Source organism: Aromatoleum evansii, from assembly GCF_012910805.1.
In the GTDB taxonomy this organism is placed as follows: Bacteria; Pseudomonadota; Gammaproteobacteria; order Burkholderiales; family Rhodocyclaceae; genus Aromatoleum; species Aromatoleum evansii.
On sequence record NZ_WTVK01000279.1, the window covers coordinates 1 to 402 of the forward strand.

At 65.7% G+C, this 402-nt stretch carries 1 protein-coding gene; it reads left to right on the top strand.

What is annotated here, in order from left to right; all coding sequences use genetic code 11:
* Positions 1-26 precede the first annotated feature (26 nt).
* Positions 27-402: hypothetical protein (locus tag GO615_RS28310; protein WP_169133113.1), on the top strand; the 376-nt coding region annotated here is incomplete at its 3' end.

The following is a 402-nucleotide window of genomic DNA, read 5'->3' on the forward strand; positions in this document are numbered from 1 at the left end:
GGAATCAGACTGAGGCGGAGCAAGCCATGCCCATCGCGATGTCGTGCCCGAAATTGTCGATTGCAATTGTCGCCGTTCTGATCTCGAGCGGCGCGGCGATCGCGGAAACCGCGCCCGACACCGAGAATGGTCGCTATGCATTGTCGCCGGCCGGCGACGGCTTCCTGCGGCTCGACACCCGCAGCGGTGCGGTGTCGACCTGCACCAACTCCAGCGCCGGCTGGGCCTGCTACATAGTGCCGGACGAGCGCGCGGCGCTCGATGCCGAGATCGGGCGCCTGCAGGCCGACAATGACAAACTGAAAGGCGAACTCGCCGCGCGCGCACCGTCGGCGAAGACTGACGAGGCGTTGCCGAAATCGGATTCGTTGAAGAAGCCGGATGCGAAGACCGCCGAGGGCG